Raw genomic sequence first — 16,394 nt, 5'->3', positions numbered from 1 at the left:
CGGTGCCGCGCTCGGAACCGGGCTAGAAGGACAGGTCCGCCAGTACCTTCAGGAGGGCGTCGTCGGCGGGCCGGTCGCGGACGGTGATCCGCAGCCAGTCCGGGCCGAGGCCGGGGAAGGTGTCGCCGCGCCGTACGGCATGGCCGCGCTCGCGCAGCAGGGCCCGCAGGCCGAGCGCGTCCGGGACCCGTACGCACAGGAACGACGCCTGCGCGCCCGGCACGGCCCGCAGCCCGCACGCGTCCAGCCCGGCGGCGAACCGGTCGCGTTCGGCGGCGAGTTCGCGGGCCCACCCGGCGGCCTCGGCCAGCGCGGCGGGCGAGCAGCAGGCCTCGATGGCGACCAGCGCGGGCGTCGAGACCGCCCACAGCGGCTGTGCCCGCGCCAGCTCCGGCACCAGGTCCGGCTCGGCGAGCAGGTAGCCGGCGCGCAGCCCCGCCAGGCCCCAGGTCTTGGTGAGGCTGCGGATGACGACCAGGCCGGGTTCGCGCCGGTGCGCCAGGCTCTGCGTCTCGCCGGGCACGCAGTCCATGAACGCCTCGTCGACCACGACGGTGCGGCCGGGCCGGGCCAGGGCGGTGATCGCGGCGGCCGGGTGCAGCACCGACGTCGGGTTGGTCGGATTGCCGATCATGACCAGGTCGGCGTCCTCCGGGATCGCGGCCGGATCGAGGGTGAAGTCCCCGGTCAGCATGTGCCGGGTGACCTCGTGCCCGGCGGCGCGCAGGGCGGCCTCGGGCTCGGTGAACTGCGGGTGCACGACGACGGCGCGGCGGGGCCGCAGGACCCGCGCGAGCAGCACGAACGCCTCGGCGGCGCCGGCCGTCAGCAGCACCTCGGAGCGGCTCCGGCGATGCCGGACGGCGACCGCGGCGCGGGCGGCCCCGGGATCGGGATAGCCGGCGAGCCCGGCGATGGAGTCGCGCAACCGGTCGGCGAGCCACTCCGGCGGCGTGCCCGCCCGCACGTTCACCGCGAAGTCTGCCAGCCCCGGGCCGACCTCGGAGTCCCCGTGATGCCGCAGATCGATCTCGTCCGCCCGCGGGGTGTCGCGCGCCTCCGGCCCGGCCGGGCGCGCGGCCCGCCACGGCTCAGCGCGCATGGGCGTGGCCGTGACCGTGCGCGGGGTCGTCGGGGTGGTGGTGGGGCTGCTGGGCGGCGCCGACCCGGTCCTCGAAGCCGGGCAGCGCGCTCCGGTAGACGCAGGTGTCGCAGTTCATCCGGATGTCGCCCGCCAGGGCCTCCGCGTAGCGTTCGGCCACCAGCTCGGCCAGCCCGTCGCAGTCCCCGATCACCTCGGCCACGCGGATGTCGAGGCCGGGGTGCTCGGCCGCGTACTGCCGGGTCTGCACCACGACCCGGTCCGGCAGGACCCCGGCGAACAGGAAGTACGGCAGCACGACGATCCGGTGCGGGCCGCCCTCCCCCAGCAGGAGCCGGCAGCGCTCCAGTCCCGCGGCCACGCCCGGCTCGGCCAGGGACACGAACGCGGGCTCCACCAGGCGCAGGCCCCGGCCCTCCCACAGCAGCCGGGCCACCTTGCAGATCTCCGCGTTGGCGTCCGGGTCGGTCGAGCCCCGGCCGACCAGCAGCACGGTCGTCCCGGCCCGGTCCGCGCCGCCGAGCACGGCGTCCAGCCGTTCCTCCAGCACCCTCAGCAGCACCGGGTGGGGACCCAGCGGACGGCCGTAGACATAGGACATCCCCGGATGGCGGACCAGCTCCCGGGCCATCGCGGCGGGGATGTCGCCCTTCCCGTGACCGGCGGCGACCAGCATCATCGGCACCGCGGCGAGCCGGCGGTGCCCGCGCCGGTAGAGCCCGGCGACCGCCTCGGTCAGCGGCGGCGGGGACAGCTCGATGAAGCCGCCGGCGACGTCGACCGGGAGCCTGCGGTCCAGGCGTTCGACGAACCTGCCGAAGTCCGCCGCCCCGTCCTCGTCCCGGGTCCCGTGCCCGACCAGCAGCAGTGGCGGCCCGGCCGCCCCCGGCGCCTCGCTCACCGGTCCCCCCCGAAGTACAGCAGGGCGTTGATCGCGGCCGCCGCGACGGCGGATCCGCCCTTCTCCGAGACGTTGCTGACCTGCGACAGCCCGCTGGCCCGCAGCGCCGCCTTCGACTCGGCCGCGCCGACGAAGCCCACCGGCATGCCGACGACGAGGGCCGGGTTCACCCGGCGCAGGACGATCTCCTCCAGGGCGGTGGGGGCACAGCCGATCACCCAGACCGCCCCGGGCCCGACCTCGGCGTAGGAGAGCCGGATCGCCGCGGCGGACCGGGTGATCCCGGCCGCCTTGGCCATCCGGGCCGCCGCCGGATCACCGATGTGGCAGATCGTGTCCCGGGCCGTGATCCCGGCGGCGACCATCCCGACGTCGGTGACGATCGGCGCGCCCTGCCGCAGCGCGGCCAGGCCCCGCTCCAGATGCTCCTCGCGGGTGACCAGGTCCACCGCGTACTCCAGGTCGGCGCTGGCGTGGATCACCCGTTCCACCACCGTCCGCCACAGCGGGGGCATCGGCGACAGGTCGATGCGCGAGCGCAGGATCTCGTACGACCGGACCTCGATCGGATGGGGCTGACGAGTGGTCATGGGAGCTCCTCGATGGCGTCGGCCGGACAGATCTCGATGCACTCGCCGCAGCCCGTGCACAGCTCCGCGAGCACCAGCAGCGGCTTTCCGTGCGGCCGGATGGCATGCTCGGGACAGGTCAGCAGGCAGGCCCCGCAGCCCTGGCAACGATCCGTGACGATCACATCCATTGGTACCCCCGCGGGGTAACAAATCGCCCTGAGATCGTACGGCTGCGGCTGGACCCGACGATCACCACGGTGAACATGTCGACCTCACCCGGGTCGACTTCGCCGAGGGTGGTGACGGTCGTCGTCTCGTCGGCCCGGGTGGCGTTGCGGACCAGGCCGACCGGGGTCTCCGGCGGCCGGTGCCCGGCCAGGATCCGCAGCGCCTCGGGCAGCTGCCAGTCCCGCTTGCGGCTGCGCGGGTTGTAGAAGCACACGGTGAAGTCCCCCTCGGCGGCGGCGCGGAGCCGACGCTCGATGATCTCCCAGGGGGTGTGCAGGTCGGACAGCGAGATGTAGGCGTGGTCGTGGCCGAGCGGCGCCCCCAGCAGGCCCGCGGCGGCGACGGCGGCGGTGATGCCCGGCACCCCGTCCACGTCGAGGTCGGTGCCGGCGAACTCCAGCGCCGGGCTGGCCATCGCGTAGACGCCCGCGTCGCCGGAGCCGATCAGTGCCACGGCGTTGCCGGCGCGTGCCTCCGCGACGGCGGTACGGGCCCGCTCCTCCTCCTGGCCCAGCCCGGACTCGATCACCCTGGTGCCCGGCCGGAGCAGGTCCCTGATCTGGTCGACGTACTGGTCCAGCCCCACCACCACCGACGCCCGGTGCAGCGCCGCGACGGCCCGCGGGGTGAGCAGGTCACGTGCCCCCGGGCCGAGCCCGACGATGCTCAGCCGGCCTCTGGGGGTGAGCCTGGCGACCGCCACCGTGGCGCCCGCCGACTTGCGCTTCTCGACCACCAGCTCGCCGCTGCGGCCGTACGACCGGGCGGCGTGCAGCGCGGCGGCCTCGGCGACGCTGGGGGTGCCGACCTCGGCCCGGACGACCGCGGAGGGGTTGGGCACCTCCACAGCGCTCAGCACCTCGGCCGGGTAGGTCACGACCGGCCAGCCCCGCTCCCGGGCCGCCGCCAGGATGCCCTCCTCGTCGGCCTTGAGGTCCACCGTCGCCAGCGCCCGTACCGACATCGGATGCAGGTCCGCGCCGTCGAGCGCCGCGTCGATGAGGTCCCCCACCTCCCGCGCCGGCACCCCCCGCGCGGACCCGACCCCCACCACCAGGGACGGGGGGCGGTAGTACACCGCCGGACCCGCCAGGTGGGCGCGCACATCGCTGATCACGATGGTGGGCGACCCGCCCGGGACGCCCACGTTGCCGGGGAGCGGCGGCAGCGGCCATCCCGCTCCCCCCACCAGGCCGACCGGCTCGCCGGACAGGATCCGCGAGCCGGCCCAGGCGAGGGCGCCCCGATCCTCGATCACGAAACCGAGGTCGGCGCCGAAGGTGTCGAGCGGCGTCCCGCCTGCCGTGTCGGTGGCCGTGGTGATCACGGGCTCGCAGCCGAGCAGCAGCCCGACGCGGTTCGCCAGGTCGTTGGCGCCGTGGTGCCCGCCGAGCAGGGCGACCGCGTACCGCCGGGACTCGTCGACGCAGACCACCGCCGGATCGGTCGCCTTGTGCTCCAGCAGCGGCGCCAGCAGCCGTACGGTCGCGCCCACGGCGAGGAAGCTCACCACCCGCTCGCAACTGCGGAACGCCTCGACCAGCGCGTCGGAGACCTTCCCGCCCTCGACCAGCCGCACCTCGTCCGGCCACGCCTCGGCGAGCAGGCGTGCGCCCTCCCGGCCGCTCGCCGTGGCGGCCACGACTCCGATCATTGCTTGGACCCCCAGATGACGAAGACGGGATTGGCGGCGGCCAGCCGGTGGACGTCACCGGGCAGCGGCGAGAGGCGCGCGGCCGACAGCTGGACGCCCGCGGTGTCGAAGCCCTCGGCGGCCAGCGCGTCGAAGACCGGGCGGACCCGCTCCAGCGCCGCCACGGCGACGACGACCCGGCTCAGCGCCCGGCGCGCGCAGGCGCGGACGACGTCCGGGCCGCCGCCGCCGACGAACACCGCGTCGGGGTCGGGCAGGTGGTCGAGGACCAGCGGCGCCGGTCCCTGCGCGACCTGCACCTTGACCCGGTGGGCGCGCACGTTGCGGCGGATCCGCTCGCAGGAGTCGGCGTCCCGGTCGACCGCGATGACGGCGGCGCCGAACCGGGCGCACTCGATCGCCACCGAGCCGCTGCCCGCGCCGACGTCCCAGATCAGATCGCCGACCCGGGGGCCCAGCTTGGCCAGCGCGAACGCCCGTATCTCGGCCTTGGTGACGACCGAGTTGCGGTGCTCGAACTCCGCCTCGCCCAGGGCCCACTCGCGGGGGCCCGGCCGGGCGCCGGCGATCCAGGTGCGCGGCCCGACCGCCTGCCGGGCGTCCAGCACGATGACGATGTTGGGGTCCCGCCAGCGGTGGGTGCTGGCCTCCGCCGGACGGCAGTGCGTCACGCGCTCCGCCGGGCCGCCGAGGTCCTCGCAGACCACGAAGGTGCGGGGCGCGGACGGGGCCAGCTCCCGGGCCAGCTCGGCCGGTCCGGCGCCGGGCGCGGTGAGCACGGCGACCTTGGGGTGGGCCCGGCAGGCGTTGACGGCGCGCCGCAGCTCACGGCCGTGCGCGGACACCACGAGCGCGTCCTCCCAGGGCAGCCCGGCCAGCGCGAACGCGCGGGTCACCGACGAGAGGGCGGGCAGCACCTCGACCTCGTGCCCGCGCTCCCGCAGGGCCCGCACGATCCCGAAGAACCCCGGGTCACCGCTGGCCAGCACCACGACCCGGCCCTCGGGCGCCTGCCCGCCCTGCGGTTCCCCGCCCGCGGGGTCCTTCCGCACGGTGGCGCCGATCTCGTCGAGGGCCGCGGCGACGTCGCCCATGACGACCGTGCGGGCGTGGTCCGGCAGCCGTACGGACTCCAGGTGCCGGGCCCCGCCGACGACCAGGTCCGCGGAGTCCAGCAGGGTCTGCGCGTGCTCCGCGAGCCCGGTGCCGTCGAACCCGACCACAGTGATCATCTGGCCAGCCGCCCGTACATGGCGACCATGCGCTCGCCGGTGAAGTCCACCATCACGACCTGCGCGGCGATCGGGCCGTGGGCGGCGGCCGGCACCGCGACCGGCCGCTCGCCGCCGGGCGCGCCGCCCTCCCCGGCGGCGGGGCGCGGGGCGTCGCCGGCCGCGAAGCGCTCGAGGACGTCCGCGGTGCGGCGGCACAGCTCGCGGCCGCAGGGGCCGAGCCGGCCCGCCGCCTCCCAGAGCTCGTAGGCGTGCCGGGCGGTGTTGGCCCGGGCCACCTCCGCCGCCAGCTCGGCCGGGCCGCCCAGGTCGGTGGTGATGGCCGCCAGCAGCTCGGTGGAGACCTTGGACCGCGTGTAGTGGGTCATCAGGACCCCGGAGGCCAGCTTGGTGAGCTTGCCGACCATGCCGACGAACACCACCTGGGTCAGCCCGTGCTCGACCGCCCGGCGCAGCGCCGCCCCGGTGAAGTCGCCGACCTCGACGAAGCACACCTCGGGCAGCTTGGGCAGCATCTTCATGGCGCCCTTCTCCGTCCGGCCGCCGGTGCACAGGACCAGCGTCCTCTCGCCCTGCGCGGCCATCACCGAGACGGCCTGCTCGACGCTGGCCCGCCACGACGCCGTCGAGAAGGGCCGGACGATGCCGGTCGTGCCGAGGATGGAGATGCCGCCGAGGATGCCGAGGCGCCGGTTGGTGGTCTTGCGGGCCATGGCCTCGCCCTCGGGCACCGAGATGACCACGCGGACGCCCCGCCCGGCGTCGCCGATCACCTCGGGAACGGTCTCCAGCGGGCCGCCGGCGAGCGCCTCGGCCACCGCATGAGTGATCATCTGACGTGGCACCGGGTTGATGGCGGGGCCGCCGACCTCCAGGCCGAGCCCGGGTTTGGTGACGACCCCGACGCCCTCTCCGCCGTCGAGCTCCACGCCCGGCTCGGCGCGCCAGGACACCGTGGCCGTGACGTGCGCGCCGTGCGTGGCGTCGGGATCGTCGCCCGCGTCCTTGACGACCACCGCCTCGGCCCGGTCCGGACCGGCCTGCGACGACTCGACCGCGAACGTCACCCGGCGGCCGGAGGGCAGCGCGATCTCGACGTACCCGGGCAGGGGCTGCCCGCGCAGCAGCAACGTGGCCGCCTTGGCCGCCGCCGACGCGCAGGAGCCCGTCGTCCAGCCGGTCCGCAGCGCCTTCTGCCGGACCTTCATGGTGCGGGGGAGGTCCGGTTCGCTCAGCTCGGGAGGTTGTGAGGTCACGGCCGATGAGCATCCCGGAGTTCGCGCCGTGCCAGCCGCTCGGCGCGCCGGAAACCATGGAAGTGACCGGGGTGGTAAAGGTGCGAGCGCGTACCGCCGGCGGCGAGCGCCGGGCCGACCAGCACCAGCGTGTGCTTCCACAGCCGGTGCTCCCTGACGGTGTCGGCCAGCTCGTCCAGCCGGCACCGTACGATCAGCTCGTCCGGCCAGCTGCACTGGTAGGCGACCACGCAGGGCGTGTCGCCCGGGTAGCCGCCCTCGGTCAGCTCCTCCTGGAGCTGCCGGGAGCGGGCGGCGGACAGGAACAGCGCCATGGTCGTGCCGTGCCGGGCGAACTCGCGGACCTCCTCACCCGCGGGCATCGGCGTCTTACCGCCGCCGAGCCGGGTGAGGATCACCGACTGGGCCACCTCGGGGATGGTCAGCTCACGCCCGACCGCGGCGGCCACCGCGCTGAACGCCGACACCCCGGGGATCACCTCGGTCGCCAGGCCCAGGTCGTCACACCGGTCGAGCTGCTCCTGGAGCGCCCCCCACAGGCCGGGGTCGCCGGAGTGGATCCGGGCGATCGTCAGGCCCTCGGCGACCGCCCGCCGGTAGTAGGGCAGCACCCCTTCCATGGGCAGCAGCGCGGAGTCGACGATCTCGGCGTCCGCGCGGGCGTGCTGGAGGACGTCCGGGTGGACCAGGCTGGCCGCCCAGATGACCACGTCGGCCGCCGCGATGGCGCGTGCCGCCCGGAAGGTCAGCAGGTCGGCCGCGCCGGGCCCGGCGCCGACGAAGACGACCCTCCCCGCGGCGGGAGCCTCCGGTCGCTCCGCCTGGTCCGCGCCGCTCGCGTGCCGCTCGCTCATAGTCGTCCCCCTCGGGTGCCGCGGTGTCCGGGCACGATCAGTGTCGACAGGTACGGCACCGGGCCGTCAAGCTCCCGGGCCGGCCGTACGTCCTCGCCGGGCAGGCCCAGGCGCGCCCCGTACACCGCCCGGTCGATCCGGCCGGTGTCCTTCAGTACCTCGATGACCTCGGTGGCCACGCTGCCGAACTTGTAGGCCACCACCGTCTCGTGCCGGTCCAGGGCGGCGCGGAAGCGCTCCCCGCCGGCGGTCAGCGGAAGCAGCGCGAGCGACTCGGTGCCCTCGGTGAGGACGGTCCCGGAACGGGCGGCCAGGTCCTGCATGGCGGTGATGCCGGGCACCGTCCCGACCACGGTCCCGGGTCTGCGGGCCCGCACGGTCTGCGCGAGATAGGTGAAGGTCGAGTAGACGTTGGGATCGCCGATGGTGGCGAACACCACGGTCCGCGCGCCCTCCGCGAAGGCCCGCAGCACCCGGTCGGCGGCGCCGTCCCAGGCCGCGGCCCGTGCGGCGGTGACGCCCCCTCGGTCGTTGAGCGCGAACACGACCCGCTCGGCCCGGTCGGTGTAGGCGCGCACCACCGACTCGGCCCGGCCCTGCTCGTCGAGGGCCATGACCGGCACCAGCGTGAGGTCGGCCTCGCGCAGCAGGCGCACGGCCTTGACCGTCACCAGCTCCGGGTCCCCGGGGCCGACCCCGATCCCGACGAGCCGCACGTCGTCGTCTGTCATGTCGTCCCTCGCCTGGTCCCTGGTGCCGTCTCTCGTGCCGTCTCGAGGGTCAGCAGTGCCATGTCCGCCCGGCCGCCGGGCGCGACGCCCTCCGCGCGGGCGAAGCCGGCCCGTTCCGCGACGCCCAGCGACGACAGGTTGCCGTGCGCGGCCAGCAGCTCGATCCGGTGCAGGCCCGTGCGCTGCCCGTACGCGACGACGGCGCGGACGGCCTCGGTCGCGTAGCCCTTGTGCCGGGCCCAGGGGGCGATCCAGTAGCCGATCTCGGCCTGCCCGGCGGCCCAGTCGGCCCGGTCCAGCCCGACGGAGCCGTCGCACCGTCCGCTCCGCCCGACGACGGCGAAGTGGATCTGACCCTCCGGGTCGTGGTGGGCCAGCCGGGTGCACCAGTCGCGGGCCTGCGCAGGGGTCCGCCGCGACGCGAACGGCATCCACTGGAGCATCTCCGGGTCGCGCCCCGCCTCCAGCACGTCGTCGATGTCGCTCCCCGTGAAGGGCCGCAGCACCAGCCGCCGTGTGGTCAGCACCGTCCCCGGTTCGAAGGTCATGCGCAGGCCCCCACGAATCTCGCCGCCTGCTCGGGCCGGGCCGCCCAGTGCAGGTGAAGGTAGGACGCGACGCGGTGGCCGCGGACGAATCCCTCGGGGCCGCCGGTGCTCCACTGCCACGCGGGCCGGCCGCCGTGGGCCGGCGTGACCGCGGTCCGGTGGAACTCGTGGCCGCGCACCCGCTCGCCCGCGCGGGCGACCACCGAGTCGGAGACCGCGACGGCCGCGCGGTAGCCGAGGGTGAGCTTCGGGGTCATCGTGGCGGTGGCGTCTAGCATCCCGCACATGGGTGCTCCGTCCAGCGCCTTGGTGAGGTACAGCAGCCCGGCGCACTCGGCGTACACCGGGCCGCCGAAGGCGGCGATCCGGGTACGGAGGGGCTCGTTGGCGGACAGGTCGGCGGCGTACATCTCCGGGAAACCGCCGCCCACGACCAGCCCCGCCGTGCCCTCGGGCAGTGCCTCGTCGCGCAGCGGGTCGAACCATACGACCCGCGCGCCGGCGGCCTCGAGCAGCTCGGCGTTCTCCGCGTAGCCGAACGTGAACGCCGCCCCGCCGGCCACCGCCACCACCGGCCCGGCCGCCCGGCCACCGCTGCCGCTACCGCTGCCGGTGCCGTCGGTACGGGCGCCGGCGTCGGCGGGGTCGACCGCGGCGGGCGTCCACGGCCGGTCGGGCAGCGCGGGAGCGGTGCGGGCCAGGGCCAGCAGGGCGTCGAGGTCGCAGGATGCGGCGATCAGGGCGCCCAGCCGCCGCACGGCGGCGACCGCGTCGGCCCGGCGTTCCGCCGCGGGGATCAGGCCGAGGTGCCGGGACGGCGTCTCGACGTCGGCGTGCCGGCGGACGAGCCCCAGCACCGGCAGGCCGAGCTCCTCGACGGCGGCGCGGCAGATCTCCGCGTGCCGGTCGGAGCCGACCCGATTCAGCACGACCCCGGCCAGGTGCAGGCCGCCGTCGGCCGACACGGAGTCGTAGGTCATGAAGCCGTGCACGGTGGCGGCGACCGACCGGCCGGCGGAGGCGGCGTCCACGACCAGGACGACCGGTGCCCGCAGCAGCTTCGCGACGTGCGCGGTCGAGGCGAGCTCGCCCTGGCCCGCTGCGCCGTCGTAGAGGCCCATGACCCCTTCCACCACGGCGACGTCGGCCCCGCGCGCCCCGTGCAGGAACAGCGGCGCGATCAGGTCCTCGGACGTCAGCCACGGATCGAGGTTGCGGCCGGGACGGCCGGTAGCGAGCGCGTGGTAGCCGGGGTCGATGTAGTCCGGCCCCACCTTGTGCGGGGAGACCGCCAGCCCCCGGGCGGCGAGGGCCGCCATCAGCCCGGTCGCGACCGTCGTCTTGCCCGCACCCGAGGAGGGCGCGGCGACGACCAGCCTGGGCGCGCTCACCATTCGATGCCCTTCTGCCCCTTCTGGCCGCGGTCCATGGGGTGCTTGACCTTGCCCATCTCGGTGACGAGGTCGGCGAACCCGATCAGCCGGGGGTCGGCGTCCCGGCCGGTGATGACGACGTGCTGCTGCCCGGGGCGGTCCCGCAGGGCGGCGATGACGTCCTCGACGTCGATCCACCCCCACTTCATGGGATAGGTGAACTCGTCGAGGACGTAGAAGCGGTAGGTCTCCGCGGCGAGGTCGCGCTTGATCTGCTCCCAGCCCTCCCGGGCGTCCGCCGCGTGGTCCTCCTCGGTGTCCGGGCGCTGGATCCACGACCACCCCTCGCCCATCTTGTGCCAGGTCACCGGCCCGCCCTCGCCGGAGGCGCCCAGCACCCGCAGCGCCTGCTCCTCGCCGATGCGCCATTTCGCCGACTTGACGAACTGGAAGACCCCGACCGGCCAGCCCTGGTTCCAGGCGCGCAGCGCGAGCCCGAACGCCGCGGTCGACTTGCCCTTGCCGGGCCCGGTGTGCACCACGACCAGCGGCTGGTTACGGCGCTGCCGGGTGGTGAGCCCGTCCTCGGGCACATATGACGGCTGTCCCTGCGGCATTACGCTGCTCCTGCCTTCCGTGCGCCTCGTACGATCCCGGTCAGCGAGTCGGCGGCCAGCTCCTCCAGCCGGACGACCTCGGCGCCGAGCCGCAGGCCCAGCGCGGCGGCCAGCCCCAGCCGGACCGGACCGGACTCACAGTCCACCACCACTCCCGCGACCCCGGTGAGCAGGGCCGCGGCCCGCGCGGGATCCGGGCCGTACGTCGCCCGGCCGTCGGTCACCACCACCAGCAGCGGGCGGCGGGCCGGGTCCCGCAGCCGCTCGATCCGCAGCACCTCGGCGGCGCGCAGCAGCCCGGCGGTCAGCGGGGTGCGCCCGCCGGTGGGCAGTTCGGCCAGCCGCCGGGCCCCGGCCTCCACCGACGAGGTGGGGGGCAGCGCCAGCTCGGCGGACGAGCCACGGAACGTGATCAGCCCGACCTTGTCGCGGCGCTGGTAGGCGTCGGTCAGCAGGGAGAGCGCCGCGGCCTTCACCGCGCGCATCCGCTGCCGCGCCGCCATCGAGCCGCTGGCGTCGACCACGAACAGCACGAGGTTGCCCTCCCGGCCGTCGCGGACCGTCTCCCGCAGGTCGTCCCCGGCGATGACGAGCCCGGCGCCGGTACGGCCGCGGGCGCGCTGGTGCGGGGCCGCGGCGCGCAGGGTCGCGGTCAGGTGCAGGCTCCGCGAACCCGGCTGCGATCCGGACACCCGCCCGTACGGGGTGCGTGCCTTGGACCTGCGGCCGGGCGCTCCCATGCCGACTCCCGGCACGGTGAACAGGCGGGGCCGGTAGGCCGCGTCGGCCGGTGCGGGCCGGCTCTCCCCGGCCGCGCCGTTCCGCTGCCCCGCCGGCTCCGCGGGCGCGGTGGGCTCGGCCGCCTCCGCGGCACCGCCGTCCGGCGGCACCGTGCCCTGTCCGGGGCCGTTCCCCGACCCGCCGGGATCGTCGGGACCGCCGTCGGGAGGGTCGGTGGGCTCGGGCTCCCCGCCGTGCTCTTCCAGGAGGTCGTCGAGCCGCTGCCGGTCGAGGCCCGGCGCGTCGAAGGGGTCCCGGCGCCGGCGGTGCGGAAGCGCCAGCCGTACGGCCTGGCGGACGTCCTCGTCGGTGACGGCGTCCCGTTGGTGCCAGGCGGCCAGCGCGATGGCGGCGCGGGCGGAGACCAGGTCGGCGCGGAGCCCGTCCACCTCGAAGGCGGCGCAGACCGCGGTGATCTGGCGCAGCGCCACGTCGGTGAGCTCGACGCGCGGTAGCCGGGCGCGGGCGGCCGCGATCCGGAGGGCGAGCTCGGCGTCGGCGTCCGCCCACTCCGCGGCGAACGACACCGGGTCGTCCTCGAAGCGGAGACGACGGCGTACGACCTCGGCGCGCTCGGCCGGGTCCCGGGTGGCGGCCACCTCCACGGTCAGCCCGAACCGGTCCAGCAGCTGCGGCCGGAGCTCCCCCTCCTCCGGATTCATGGTGCCGACCAGCAGGAACCGGGCGGCGTGCCGCACCGAGACGCCTTCGCGCTCGACGTAGGACTGGCCCATCGCAGCGGCGTCCAGCAGCAGGTCGACCAGATGGTCGTGCAGGAGGTTGACCTCGTCGACATAGAGCACGCCGCGGTGCGCGGCGGCCAGCAGGCCGGGGTCGAAGGCCTTCACGCCCTGGGTGAGGGCGCGCTCGAGGTCGAGGGACCCGGTCAGCCGGTCCTCGGAGGCACCGACCGGCAGCTCGACCAGCCGGGCCGGGCGGGTGACCGACCCGGCGCCGTGCGGGCGATCGGGGCACTCGGGGTCCGGGGCCGCCGGGTCGCAGGAGAAGCGGCATCCGGCGATCTCCGACACCGCGGGCAGGAGCTCCGCGAGGGCCCGGACGATGGTGGACTTGGCGGTGCCCTTCTCCCCCCGGGCCAGCACCCCGCCGACGCCCGGTGAGACCGCGTTGATGAGGAGGCCCAGCTTGAGGTCGTCCATGCCGACGACCGCCGAGAACGGGTAACGGGGCATGCAGCATCGTCCTTTCCCTCGGGTGTCCACGCCCGTGGTGGTCTGGTCGACGGCCGAAGTCTCCTGGCTCCCGGATCGATGCTCACCCTCGGCCTTCCGGCTTCCGCCGTGGCCCGTGCTGAGGGCGAACTCCCCGGTCACAGTTGCGGGACAGCCCCGGATTCTCACCGGGTTCCTCCACCTCCGTCGCCTGCACAGGATGACACACCAGGTGAACCACCCCAAGTCGCGGTGGCCCGGCCGGCCCCGCGGAGGGCTCCCGCGGAGCCGGTGCGGGCCGGGTCCGGCGGGTCCCCGGGCCTCCCGCGGGTGAGGTGCGCACGGCCTGAAATGTAGGGTGGTCCGATGACCACGCCGGGCCCTCGCTACCGCCGGCTCGACCGGGATGAGCGGCAGGAACAGATCCTGAACGTCGCTCGGCGGATGTTCACCGAGCTTCCGTACGCCGACGTCTCCACGACCGCCATCGCGCGCGAGGCGGGCGTCCAGCGGGGGTTGATCCACTACTACTTCGGCACCAAGCGCGAGCTGTTCCTCACCGTGGTCAAGGACCTCACCGCCCAGGTCGCCTACGAGACGCCGCCGATCGACGAGAGCCTGGAGATGGAGGAGATCGTCGCCGTCAGCGTGGGGCTCTTCCTGGACGCGGCCGAGGCCAACGCCACGACGTGGTTCGCCGCGGTCGACGCCGAGGGCTTCGGGCGCGATCCCGAGCTGGCGCGGATCGCCGCCAGGACCCGGGACGCCACGGTCGAGCGGATGCTCCAGGTGCTGCGGATCCCCGCGCCGACGGACACGCTGCGCGCCGTGCTGCGGACCTACTCGGGCCTGGCCGAATCGGCCACCCGCGAGTGGCTGCAGCAGAAGAGCCTGACCCGGTCGCAGGTGCACACCCTGCTGGCCGGTGCGCTGCTGGCCCTGATCACCGACATCGCCCCCGACGTCGAGCGCGCCTAGGAGCCGTGCTTGGTCAGCTTGCAGGCGAACCACACGCACTTGCCCGGCACGTGCGACCTGAGCCGGGAGCGGGCGGCCTCCAGCCCCCATCGGCCGGCGGACAGCTCGGCGACGATGCTGAGGCCCCGGCCGTAATCACCGGAGAACGCGAGATCCCCGGTCAGCTCCTTCATCGGCAGCGCGTCGAACACGGCGCAGATGAGCTCGTCACCGCCCCGGTCGAACCACAGCTCGTGCGGGACGTACTCGCTCGCGTGCTGGTGGGCGTTGGTGGCCAGCTCGCTGATCATGAGCTTGGCGTCACAGACGACCTCCCGCGGCATGTCGAAGGCGCTCATGGCCATTTCGACCAGGTCACGCGCGTGCCGCGCACAGCCGGCATCCGCGGGCAGCGCCCAGACCCTGTGGTCACGGCTGGTCTTCGGAACCGTCTCCGACGAGATGTTCACGGGCCTTCTTCCCACCGCTACCTGCCGTACCGGATAGTCACAGTCCGTCGCCGACTCATCACCTCTGCAGCGTTTCCCGAGATTCGCCGGGCCGCAACTCTCTTCACTAAAAAAGCCTCTTGCAAGTGCAGGCTGCCTTTTGCAGCTACCGTGAAGCCGCCCCTGGACAGGCCGCGCGGGCTTTCCCGGGACGGTCTCCCCTGACAGACTTGTGCACCCCCGACCCCGAGGGTGCCCGTGTCCTACCCACCTGCCCCCGCCCCGTACGGAACCCCTCCGCCGCCGGCCCCGCACACCCGCACGACCAACCGCGGCCTCGTCATCGCCCTCGTCGCGGGCGCGGCGCTGGTGATCCTCGTGGTGGCGGTCGGCGTCCTGCTGGTCGTGCTCGGCCGCCCGGATCAGGCCACGAGCGGCGGCCCGCACTCGGTCGCGGTCCGGTTCCTGTCCGTCACCGGCAGCACCCCGGGCGCCTGCACCTCCGGCGGCACCCCGTCGGCCGACGGTTCGGAGTGCTTCCGGCTGGGTGACGGGATGACCATCACCCGGGTACGCGACATCCGCGTGGTGGGCCCCGACGCCACCAATCCGCAGTGGCGCATCGCGATGGAGCTGATGCCCTCCGACGCCCCCGCGTTCGCCGAGCTCACCCGCAAGGCCTCCACCGAGGCACCCGAATCACCGCGCCAGCGGGTGGCGATCGTCGTCGGCGACAAGGTGGTCTCGGCACCGGCGGTCCAGTCCGCCATCCCCGGCGGCAAGATCGAGATCCAGGGCCGCTTCACCAAGCAGGCGGCGGAACGGCTGGTCCAGCAGATCATCACCTAGCCGTACCCGGTCACCACGGCCCCGGCCTGTCGCGGGGTTCCCGCTAACTAGAACATGTTCTAGTATCGCCAGGGCATCGACGGAACGCGGAGGCGATCGTGGCGGCGGAACTGAAACTCGGCATCAACGTCGGGTACTGGCAGCGCGACCCGGATGACCAGACCGAGACAGTGCAGGCCGCCGAGCGGCTGGGCTACGACTCGGTGTTCACCGCGGAGGCGTACGGCTCGGACGCGTTCAGCACCCTCGCCTGGTACGGGGCCCGTACCTCGACGATCAAACTCGGCACGGCGGTCGTGCAGATCCCGGCGCGCACTCCGGCGGCGACCGCGATGCACGCGCTCACCATCGACGCGCTGTCGGGCGGCCGGCTGATCCTGGGCCTGGGCGCCTCGGGCCCGCAGGTCGCCGAGGGGTGGTACGGGCGGCCGTTCCCCAAGCCGCTGGCCCGCACCCGGGAGTACGTCGACATCATCCGCCAGGTGCTGGCCCGTACGGACCCGGTCGTCAACGACGGCCCGCACTACCCGCTTCCGTACCCGGGCGGCACCGGGCTCGGCAAGCCGCTCCGGTCGATCGCGCACCCGGTCCGGAACCGCATCCCGATCTATCTGGGCGCGGAGGGGCCGAAGAACATCGCCCTGGCCACCGAGATCGCCGACGGCTGGCTGCCGCTGTTCGTGGACCCCACCAAGATCGACGAGATCTTCGGCGGGTCGCTCGCCGGACGGTCCGCGGACTTCGAGATCGCCGCGACCGTGACCACGATCGTCACCGACGACGTGGCGGCGGCGCTGGAGTTCGCCAAGATCCCGCTGGCCTTCTACATCGGCGGCATGGGGGCCAAGGACAAGAACTTCCACCTCGAACTGATCGGCCGGCTGGGCTTCGCCGAGGCGGCGGAGAAGGTCCAGGAACTATTCCTGAGCGGCCGGCGGCAGGAGGCCGTCAGGGCGGTGCCCGACGAGCTCGCCGACTCCATCTCCCTGCTCGGCCCGCTCGGCCGGATCGCCGAACGCCTCGCGCTATGGCGGGACAGCCCGGTCACCACCCTGCTCATCGCCGGAGTCCGGGACGAGCCCACCCTCCGCTCCATCCGCGACCTCGTCCGGGGCTAGA

17 protein-coding genes and 1 riboswitch are annotated in these 16,394 nt (G+C 74.6%); of the genes, 3 read left to right on the top strand and 14 right to left on the bottom strand.

From position 1 onward, the window contains the following. Positions 1-22: 22 nt before the first annotated feature. From cobC to ACRYCC_RS40735, 13 genes are read right to left on the bottom strand one after another with little or no spacing between them, the layout of a single operon-like run. On the bottom strand, positions 23-1,102 hold the full coding sequence (gene cobC, locus ACRYCC_RS40795) for an Rv2231c family histidinol phosphate aminotransferase CobC (protein ID WP_433819458.1): 1,080 nt from the start codon (positions 1,100-1,102) through the stop codon (positions 23-25). After that, positions 1,092-2,003 (bottom strand): sirohydrochlorin chelatase, encoded by a 912-nt coding sequence (locus ACRYCC_RS40790; protein ID WP_433819457.1) that lies wholly within the window; start codon positions 2,001-2,003, stop codon positions 1,092-1,094. The genes cobC and ACRYCC_RS40790 overlap by 11 nt, the downstream gene beginning before the upstream one ends. Next, the gene (locus tag ACRYCC_RS40785; protein WP_433819456.1) at positions 2,000-2,593 is read right to left on the bottom strand and encodes a precorrin-8X methylmutase; all 594 of its coding nucleotides are present in this window, start codon (positions 2,591-2,593) and stop codon (positions 2,000-2,002) included. The genes ACRYCC_RS40790 and ACRYCC_RS40785 overlap by 4 nt, the downstream gene beginning before the upstream one ends. Further along, positions 2,590-2,763, bottom strand: a complete 174-nt coding sequence (locus tag ACRYCC_RS40780) for a ferredoxin family protein (RefSeq protein WP_433819455.1) — start codon at positions 2,761-2,763, stop codon at positions 2,590-2,592. Before ACRYCC_RS40780 ends, ACRYCC_RS40785 begins: the two co-directional genes overlap by 4 nt. Beyond that, a complete protein-coding gene (gene cobJ / locus ACRYCC_RS40775; protein WP_433819454.1) occupies positions 2,754-4,457 on the bottom strand; it encodes a precorrin-3B C(17)-methyltransferase in 1,704 nt (567 codons plus the stop codon). Before cobJ ends, ACRYCC_RS40780 begins: the two co-directional genes overlap by 10 nt. Next, a complete protein-coding gene (gene cbiE / locus ACRYCC_RS40770; protein WP_433819453.1) occupies positions 4,454-5,689 on the bottom strand; it encodes a precorrin-6y C5,15-methyltransferase (decarboxylating) subunit CbiE in 1,236 nt (411 codons plus the stop codon). Before cbiE ends, cobJ begins: the two co-directional genes overlap by 4 nt. Continuing rightward, complete coding sequence (locus ACRYCC_RS40765; protein WP_433819452.1) at positions 5,686-6,945, bottom strand: cobalt-precorrin-5B (C(1))-methyltransferase; 1,260 nt, start codon at positions 6,943-6,945, stop codon at positions 5,686-5,688. The genes cbiE and ACRYCC_RS40765 overlap by 4 nt, the downstream gene beginning before the upstream one ends. Then, the gene (gene cobM / locus ACRYCC_RS40760; RefSeq protein WP_433819451.1) at positions 6,942-7,799 is read right to left on the bottom strand and encodes a precorrin-4 C(11)-methyltransferase; all 858 of its coding nucleotides are present in this window, start codon (positions 7,797-7,799) and stop codon (positions 6,942-6,944) included. Before cobM ends, ACRYCC_RS40765 begins: the two co-directional genes overlap by 4 nt. After that, positions 7,796-8,530: a precorrin-2 C(20)-methyltransferase gene (cobI, locus tag ACRYCC_RS40755; RefSeq protein ID WP_433819450.1), complete on the bottom strand. Its 735-nt coding sequence runs from the start codon at positions 8,528-8,530 to the stop codon at positions 7,796-7,798. Before cobI ends, cobM begins: the two co-directional genes overlap by 4 nt. Continuing rightward, on the bottom strand, positions 8,527-9,078 hold the full coding sequence (locus ACRYCC_RS40750; RefSeq protein WP_433819449.1) for a GNAT family N-acetyltransferase: 552 nt from the start codon (positions 9,076-9,078) through the stop codon (positions 8,527-8,529). Before ACRYCC_RS40750 ends, cobI begins: the two co-directional genes overlap by 4 nt. Then, positions 9,075-10,472, bottom strand: coding sequence for a cobyrinic acid a,c-diamide synthase CobB (locus ACRYCC_RS40745; protein ID WP_433819448.1), 1,398 nt, complete (start codon positions 10,470-10,472; stop codon positions 9,075-9,077). Before ACRYCC_RS40745 ends, ACRYCC_RS40750 begins: the two co-directional genes overlap by 4 nt. Then, positions 10,466-11,068, bottom strand: coding sequence for a cob(I)yrinic acid a,c-diamide adenosyltransferase (cobO, locus tag ACRYCC_RS40740; RefSeq protein ID WP_433819447.1), 603 nt, complete (start codon positions 11,066-11,068; stop codon positions 10,466-10,468). Before cobO ends, ACRYCC_RS40745 begins: the two co-directional genes overlap by 7 nt. After that, on the bottom strand, positions 11,068-13,041 hold the full coding sequence (locus ACRYCC_RS40735) for a VWA domain-containing protein (RefSeq protein ID WP_433819446.1): 1,974 nt from the start codon (positions 13,039-13,041) through the stop codon (positions 11,068-11,070). Before ACRYCC_RS40735 ends, cobO begins: the two co-directional genes overlap by 1 nt. A gap of 57 nt (positions 13,042-13,098) precedes the next feature. Next, a riboswitch (cobalamin riboswitch) is annotated at positions 13,099-13,218 on the bottom strand. Positions 13,219-13,386: 168 nt separating this feature from the next. Here ACRYCC_RS40735 and ACRYCC_RS40730 point away from each other — a divergent pair. Continuing rightward, positions 13,387-13,998, top strand: coding sequence for a TetR/AcrR family transcriptional regulator (locus ACRYCC_RS40730; protein WP_433819445.1), 612 nt, complete (start codon positions 13,387-13,389; stop codon positions 13,996-13,998). On the opposite strand, the gene ACRYCC_RS40725 is transcribed toward ACRYCC_RS40730, so the two are convergent. After that, positions 13,995-14,447 (bottom strand): ATP-binding protein, encoded by a 453-nt coding sequence (locus ACRYCC_RS40725; RefSeq protein WP_433819444.1) that lies wholly within the window; start codon positions 14,445-14,447, stop codon positions 13,995-13,997. The genes ACRYCC_RS40730 and ACRYCC_RS40725 overlap by 4 nt on opposite strands. A 237-nt stretch (positions 14,448-14,684) precedes the next feature. Here ACRYCC_RS40725 and ACRYCC_RS40720 point away from each other — a divergent pair, with 237 nt between their 5' ends. Further along, the gene (locus ACRYCC_RS40720; protein WP_433819443.1) at positions 14,685-15,275 is read left to right on the top strand and encodes a SecDF P1 head subdomain-containing protein; all 591 of its coding nucleotides are present in this window, start codon (positions 14,685-14,687) and stop codon (positions 15,273-15,275) included. Between the two features lie 98 nt (positions 15,276-15,373). Further along, positions 15,374-16,393, top strand: coding sequence for an LLM class F420-dependent oxidoreductase (locus ACRYCC_RS40715; RefSeq protein ID WP_433819442.1), 1,020 nt, complete (start codon positions 15,374-15,376; stop codon positions 16,391-16,393). Position 16,394: the final 1 nt, after the last annotated feature.

Origin of the sequence: Actinomadura scrupuli, from assembly GCF_050971785.1 — a bacterium.
In the GTDB taxonomy this organism is placed as follows: Bacteria; Actinomycetota; Actinomycetes; order Streptosporangiales; family Streptosporangiaceae; genus Actinomadura_E; species Actinomadura_E scrupuli.
Note: the sequence above shows the minus strand (reverse complement) of the source record. Positions and strands in the feature narration are given on the sequence as shown.

What these genes read in the sequence shown, in the direction of transcription:
- cobC (WP_433819458.1), bottom strand. Translation starts at nt 1,102, where the DNA reads ATGCGCGCTGAGCCGTGGCGGGCCGCGCGCCCGGCCGGGCCGGAGGCG.
- ACRYCC_RS40785 (WP_433819456.1), bottom strand. Translation starts at nt 2,593, where the DNA reads ATGACCACTCGTCAGCCCCATCCGATCGAGGTCCGGTCGTACGAGATC.
- ACRYCC_RS40780 (WP_433819455.1), bottom strand. Translation starts at nt 2,763, where the DNA reads ATGGATGTGATCGTCACGGATCGTTGCCAGGGCTGCGGGGCCTGCCTG.
- cobJ (WP_433819454.1), bottom strand. Translation starts at nt 4,457, where the DNA reads ATGATCGGAGTCGTGGCCGCCACGGCGAGCGGCCGGGAGGGCGCACGC.
- cbiE (WP_433819453.1), bottom strand. Translation starts at nt 5,689, where the DNA reads ATGATCACTGTGGTCGGGTTCGACGGCACCGGGCTCGCGGAGCACGCG.
- cobM (WP_433819451.1), bottom strand. Translation starts at nt 7,799, where the DNA reads ATGAGCGAGCGGCACGCGAGCGGCGCGGACCAGGCGGAGCGACCGGAG.
- cobI (WP_433819450.1), bottom strand. Translation starts at nt 8,530, where the DNA reads ATGACAGACGACGACGTGCGGCTCGTCGGGATCGGGGTCGGCCCCGGG.
- ACRYCC_RS40750 (WP_433819449.1), bottom strand. Translation starts at nt 9,078, where the DNA reads ATGACCTTCGAACCGGGGACGGTGCTGACCACACGGCGGCTGGTGCTG.
- ACRYCC_RS40745 (WP_433819448.1), bottom strand. Translation starts at nt 10,472, where the DNA reads ATGGTGAGCGCGCCCAGGCTGGTCGTCGCCGCGCCCTCCTCGGGTGCG.
- cobO (WP_433819447.1), bottom strand. Translation starts at nt 11,068, where the DNA reads ATGCCGCAGGGACAGCCGTCATATGTGCCCGAGGACGGGCTCACCACC.
- ACRYCC_RS40735 (WP_433819446.1), bottom strand. Translation starts at nt 13,041, where the DNA reads ATGCCCCGTTACCCGTTCTCGGCGGTCGTCGGCATGGACGACCTCAAG.
- ACRYCC_RS40730 (WP_433819445.1), top strand. Translation starts at nt 13,387, where the DNA reads ATGACCACGCCGGGCCCTCGCTACCGCCGGCTCGACCGGGATGAGCGG.